At 71.0% G+C, this 335-nt stretch carries 1 pseudogene; it reads right to left on the minus strand.

The annotated features are described in order from the left end of the window. Positions 1-335 (minus strand): annotated as a pseudogene (locus KZZ06_RS20260) (hypothetical protein); the annotation flags it as partial.

Below are 335 nucleotides of genomic sequence, written 5' to 3' on the forward strand. Positions count from 1 at the left end.
GCGCGGCGGGCGAAGTCGACGTACTGGGCGTCGGCCTCGAAGCCGATCACGACGCCGGAGCCCGGGGTGAACTGGTAGTTGTAGCCGATCTGGGCGCCGCCCGAGAAGCCGTCGTTGTTGCTGCGGTTGTTGACGCTGACGACGCCGGCGGTGCCGGGCGAGTTGATCAGCGAGCCGCCGGGCAGGGCGTAGTTGGTGGTGTTGCGGCTGTTGGCGTCGAAGCCGTAGCCGGCGTTCACACCGAAGTAGAAGCCGGTCCAGGTGAACACCGGGACGGGGGTGAATACCGGCGGCGGCGCGGCGCGGCGCGGCAGGTCGGCGGCGGAGGCGACGCC

This window comes from Sulfitobacter sp. CW3, assembly GCF_019392245.1.
Taxonomy (GTDB): Bacteria; Pseudomonadota; Alphaproteobacteria; order Rhodobacterales; family Rhodobacteraceae; genus Sulfitobacter.